We start from the raw sequence: 5,609 nt of genomic DNA on the forward strand, positions 1-5,609 counted from the left end.
GTGCCCGGGGTGCGCGGTGTGCCGGAGCGGGCGTTACGCCCGCGGCGCCTCAATCAGGTCACCTGCGAATGCGGGCGACTGAAAGGGGGCGGCTTCCGGCGTTTTCCGGAACATGCGTGCCGCGAAGTAGTACAGGGGTGCAACAACCACCAGGCCGACAATCCAGGAGAGGTCCACGCCGTTCATCGCTGCGGCAGCGGGGCCCGTGAACATCGCTGTCGCCGAGAACGGAACCTGGATCAGTGCGCCGGCAACATAGGCTCCGATCGCCACCCAGTTGAACCTTCCGTACACTCCGCCGTCGCGCTTGAAGAAGTCTTCAACCCGGTAGTCGCCGTGCCGCAGGAGGTAGTAATCGACCAGGTTGATGGCCGTCCAGGGAACCAGGACGTACATCAGGAAGGAGAGGAAGTTCGTGTAGAAGAAGATGAAATTGTCACGGGCGAACAGCGCGATCATCAGGGCTAGGGTGAAGAGGAGGATTGACGCAATGGTCCGGGTCTTGGCGTGGGGCAACCAGGCCGGCCTGAACGTCTGCCCAATGGTGAGGGTGCACAGGACCCCGCAGTAGAGGTTCATGGCGTTCGACGCCGCAACGCCAAGGCAGAAGATTCCGATGATCACCATGGTCCATGGCCCGAGCAGGGCTCCCAGGCTCCCTACTATTTCGACGCTGCTGCCATCGTTGATCAGCGCCAGTGCGAGCGTTCCCACCAGGGCACCCAGGACCATCGGGAAGAGTGTTCCCAAGACGCAGCCTGAATAGGACGCCCAGAACGCCGGGGCCGAGCCGGTGCCCTGAGGCATGTAGCGGGAGTAGTCCGAGACGTAGGGAGCGTAGGCGAGCTGCCAGAGGGCGGAGACGGAGATAGTGGCCATGAAGCCGACCCAGTTGAAGTTTCCCTGGTCCAGGAAGCTGGCCGGCAATCCGTGGACGGCCAGGATCCAGACGAAGGCCAGCACCAGCGCCAGACCGGCCACGATGCTCAAGATGCGTGCATAGGCGTGGATGAGCCGGTAGCCGAAGATGGTGGCCACGACGCTCACGACGCCAATGACAATGATGCCTGCATCGACGCTGATGCCCGGGGTGACTGCGGCCAGCGCTTGGCCGCCAAAGACGAGGTTCGCCGCAAAGAACCCGATGTACATGACCACCACGATGACCACGATCAGCAGTGCCCCGTACGAACCGAACTGGCCGCGGGTCTGAATCATCTGCGCCACGCCCAGCTGCGGGCCCTGGGCCGAATGCAGTGCCATGAAGATGCCACCGACAACGTTCCCAATGATGATTCCGACGATTGCCGGCACAAAGCTGAGCCCGAACACCGTCGTCGCGAGTCCCCCGGTCACGATGGTCATGATCATGATGTTGGAACCGAACCAGATGGTGAAGAGGTCCCGGGCCTTGCCATGGCGTTCGTGGGCCGGGATGGGTTGAATGGTCTTGTCCTCGAGCCGGGGTACTTCGGCTGTGACGGCGTGAGTGGGTCGAGCGTTCATGATGCGTTCCGGGAGTTCATGGGAACCTCTTTGTTCTGTCCCGGCACTTCGTCGAGCACGGGATCTGATGTATCAATCATTCGTGACTTTTGTCACAGTGGTAATCCGGCGATTGAATAGTTGCCGTAGACCCGTTCATACATATGTATAAATCAGGCGCGAGAGCCCAGCAGTTGTGGTCAGACGGTGGCCGCTTGCAGCTCCTCAGTGACGTTGGCGGTGGCCTTGCTGCGGTTCACCATCAGGGCGAGGAGGTCGAAGACCAGCGTCGCCGCAGCGACTGTGGTGATGTCCGCATGGTCGTACGCCGGAGCGACCTCGACGACGTCGGCGCCCACGATGTTGATGCCGTTCAATCCGCGGAGCAGCGCCAGCAGTTCGCGGGAGTGGAGCCCGCCCATTTCCGGGGTGCCGGTGCCCGGGGCGTAGGCCGGGTCCAGGACGTCGATGTCGATGGAGACATAGACCGGGGTGTCACCCAGCCGGTCCTTGACGCGCTGGATCGCGGCCGGAACCCCGATGACGTCCAGGTCCGAGCAGCGGATGATCTGAAAGCCGAACTCGTGGTCGCGAAGGAAATCGTTGCGGTCATAAACCGGGCCGCGGATGCCGACGTGCATCGACTTGTCCTCGACCAGAAGGCCTTCCTCGAAGGCCCGGCGGAAGATGGTTCCGTGCGTGACCGGCTGGTCGAAATAGGTGTCCCAGGTATCCAGGTGTGCGTCGAAGTGGAGCAGGGCCACGGGGCCGCGGACCTTGTTCAAGGCCCGCAGCATCGGGAGCGCGATGGTGTGGTCGCCGCCGATGGAGATGAGCCTCTTGCCGGAGCCGGCGTCGCCAAGGAGCGGGAGGGCCTGTTCCTCGATCTCGCGGACTGCGCGGGCGAAGTCGTAGGGGGTACAGGCGATGTCGCCGGCGTCCACAACCTGGGCTTCGTATACCGGCTCAACGTCGAGCTCAGGGTGGTAGCCGGGGCGCAGGAGCCGCGACGCTTCACGGACAGCGGCCGGACCGAAGCGGGCGCCGGGGCGGTAGGAGGTACCGCCGTCGAACGGGACACCGACGATCGCAATGTCGTAGTCCGGGACCCGGTCAATCTGAGGAAGCCGGGCAAAGGTGCCCAGGCCCGCGTAGCGGGGAACTTTTGTTGCGTCGACGGGGCCGATTGGCTTGTGCGTGGTCATGACTGGGGTCCTCCGGTTGCTGTGGTTTCAGTCGGCCTGGCAATTTCTTCCTGCGCCGGTCGAGGTCTATGCCTTAACTATTAGTGATCGGCGTCACGCGGTACATCCGCCGATTGACTACAAAGAGCCGAGAGGCTTATACATATGTATAAGCGGCCTGGGGGCGGCCCCCGGACTCATGAACAGGAACCGCGCATGGCGATCACCGTGGCCGAACTGCTTGCCGAACCCCAGCTGGGACTGAGCCTTCTGGCGGGCTCCGCCGGTCTGGGCAACCGGGTCACCTGGGCCCACACCTCCGACCTGCCGCGCCTGTGGGAATGGGTCACCGGCGGCGAGCTCATGATGACTAACGGGCTCTCCATTCCGGCCGATCCCGAGGGGCAGGTTGAGCTTGCCGAGGCACTGGCGATCGGCGAGCAGATGCACGCCCCTGAACTCTGTCTCGAGTTCCTCGATGCCTGTGACCGCTTGCCGTTGCCGCTCATCAGCATCCCCTACCCGCTTCCGTTCATCGCCATCGCACGTTCGGTCGCTGAGTCTTCGTTGCTCGAAGAGTCCCGCAGGCTGCGCCAGACGGCCCGTATTTATGACCTGCTGCGGCTGGCGGGGCCATCTGAGGGCAACTGGCTGGGACTGATCCTGGGTATCGAAGCCGAACTCGATGCCAGCCTCTTCGTCATTGATCGACGGTGCCTGCACGCCTGGCATCCCGGAGGCCAGCCGCTGCCACCGGGCCTCAAGCAGCAACTTGAACCGCTGACCAGCAAGTCACCGGTGGCCAGCAAGAAGTTCCAGTGGCATCGGTTGGGGGAAGGCCACCTTCTGATGATGGATATTCCGACTCACGCCAACGCGCTTCTGGTGGTGCTGCCGAAATCCGAACCGCTCCCGGACGCGGTAGTGCTGCTCCATGCGGCCACAGTCCTGGGACTCGAGCTGTCGCGGACGGTGCTGTCTCTCGAGAACCAGCGCCGGCTGGGTGCGGAGTTCCTTTTGCAGGCCTTTGACGGGCGCCTGGGCATAGCCGACATTGAAAGCCGACTGCCTGAGTTCGGGATTTCGTCACGGGAATTCCTCATCATCTCTATGTCCAGCGACGACGGTGAGCGCCTGGCAGGGATCCACGTTGATCTCTGGCGACACGGCTACCCGACGGCGTGCCAGCGCAGATTCGACACAATCCATTTGGCTGTCGCAGCAGACTGCACCGATGATCTGCTGCGACACACGGTCCCCTTGGACGTCAGGATCGGGATCAGCCGGCCGTCCGCGGCCGCTGGTGAGCAGAGAGCTCTTCAGGAATCGATGTGGGCACTTGGGACGGCGTCAAGCACCGGCGAGCGGTTGGTCCGCTATGCCGAGGGACCCTCGTGGCTCGGGCTCACCAGCTTTGAGGAAGGCCACGCCCTGGTCCAGCGGCTCCTCGGACCCATTTTTGAGTACGAACAGCGGGAAAACGGGGACCTCATCGTCACGCTCAAGACGTTCCTCGACACGCAACGGTCCTGGCAGAAAACGGCAGCCGCCCTGTTCGCGCATCGGCAGACCATCATCTATCGCATCCGAAAGATCAGCGAGCTGACGGGCCTCGATATGACCGAAACCTCCACTCTGGCGCAACTGTGGTTTGCCCTGCAGATCCATGAAGCCATGGACCTCCAAGACAATCCGCGGCGCCTGCCGTCGGCTGAGGTCAGCACTCCACGACGGCAGTACCGCTGACCACGGCGCTCATCATCACGTGTCTGCCTCACCACGGAACCGGGCGGACCATGCGCACGGCCGCCCAGCTCAGTCTGCTCGGCTACACCGTGGTCCCGCACATCGCGGCCCGCAGCCTGGCGGATCGCACCCAGCTGGCCGGCATCATCCGGGAATGTGCTGGGTACGGCATCCCGGAAGTGTTCGCGGTTGGCGGTGACGCCCCGCAGCCCGCGGGTCCCTTCGCCGATGGCGGCGAGCTGCTGCGCGAGACCGCCGAAATCAGCGGCGCCCAGATGGCCGTTGGGGTCGCCGGGTATCCGGAGGGTCATCCCGGCATCGGCCCGCTGTAGCTGCTCGAATCATTGTTGGCCAAGCAGGAACTTGCCTCCAACGTCGTCACTCAGATGTGCTTCTCGGCAGACAGTATCCATAGCTACACGGCGATGCTGCGTCGCGAGGGAGTCATGCTTCCGGTCCTGGCCGGGGTTGCCGGGGCCGTCCAAGAACCAGGCTGATTGCACTGGCAACGAAGATCGGCGTCGGAACGTCCCTGTGGTTCCTTAGCCGGAAACGACCGCTCGCCCGCCGCCTCCTGAGCGGCGAACGCTACTCGCCCGGGACTCTCATCAACGAGCTGACCGCCCGGCCTGTCGTCGACGGCATCCATCTCTACAGCTTCAATTGTTTTGACGAGTTACCCGGTACCGTCGCCGCTTCGTCGACGGAACCCTCCGCCACAGGGCTGGAAACGTTGACTGGAAATGCGTCGCCCGGCTAGTCGCCTGTTTTAGGACATAAGAAAACCCCTCCGTCCCGGCCAAATTCGCCGGAACGGAGGGGTTCGGGGGGCCCCCTGTCGGATTCGAACCGACGACCCCCGCTTTACAAGAGCGGTGCTCTGGCCAACTGAGCTAAGGAGGCATTCCTGCTTCCCGACACAACTCCGGGCCACAAAATGGCGCGGATGCCAGGACGCTAGACAAGATTAGCCCACCGACGCCCGGTGAGAAAAACCCAGAGAAAAACGCGCAACGCCCCTCCCGCCCAGCGAAGGCCACGGCGAAGGCCTGAAGCGAAGACTAAAAGCAATGGCCCGGCACCGGAACGATCCGGGGCCGGGCCATCAACTTGTGGCCTTCAACTGCGCGCCTTCAACGGCATGTGCCCTTGTGCGGTTACTTCTTAGCGTCGACCGCGGCCTGCATGTAATGG

General features: G+C 63.3%; 4 protein-coding genes and 1 tRNA gene. 2 read left to right on the plus strand and 3 right to left on the minus strand.

The window, feature by feature from the left end; translation table 11 throughout:
• Window positions 1-33 precede the first annotated feature (33 nt).
• Together LQV45_RS16455 and speB are read right to left on the minus strand one after the other, a co-directional pair.
• Window positions 34-1,506: a cytosine permease gene (locus LQV45_RS16455; RefSeq protein ID WP_230007952.1), complete on the minus strand. Its 1,473-nt coding sequence runs from the start codon at window positions 1,504-1,506 to the stop codon at window positions 34-36.
• A gap of 179 nt (window positions 1,507-1,685) precedes the next feature.
• Window positions 1,686-2,690 carry an agmatinase gene (speB, locus tag LQV45_RS16460; RefSeq protein WP_230007953.1) on the minus strand — a complete coding sequence of 335 codons (1,005 nt, stop codon included), beginning with the start codon at window positions 2,688-2,690 and terminating at the stop codon, window positions 1,686-1,688.
• Between the two features lie 195 nt (window positions 2,691-2,885).
• On the opposite strand from speB, the gene LQV45_RS16465 reads away from it, so the two are divergent.
• Together LQV45_RS16465 and LQV45_RS16470 are read left to right on the plus strand one after the other, a co-directional pair.
• Window positions 2,886-4,415, plus strand: coding sequence for a PucR family transcriptional regulator (locus LQV45_RS16465; RefSeq protein ID WP_230007954.1), 1,530 nt, complete (start codon window positions 2,886-2,888; stop codon window positions 4,413-4,415).
• Between the two features lie 50 nt (window positions 4,416-4,465).
• Window positions 4,466-4,747, plus strand: coding sequence for a methylenetetrahydrofolate reductase (locus LQV45_RS16470; protein WP_230007955.1), 282 nt, complete (start codon window positions 4,466-4,468; stop codon window positions 4,745-4,747).
• A gap of 497 nt (window positions 4,748-5,244) precedes the next feature.
• On the opposite strand, the gene LQV45_RS16475 is transcribed toward LQV45_RS16470, so the two are convergent.
• Window positions 5,245-5,318: transfer RNA gene (locus LQV45_RS16475), tRNA-Thr, on the minus strand.
• Window positions 5,319-5,609: the final 291 nt, after the last annotated feature.

It is taken from the genome of Microbacterium sp. Bi128, assembly GCF_918698205.1.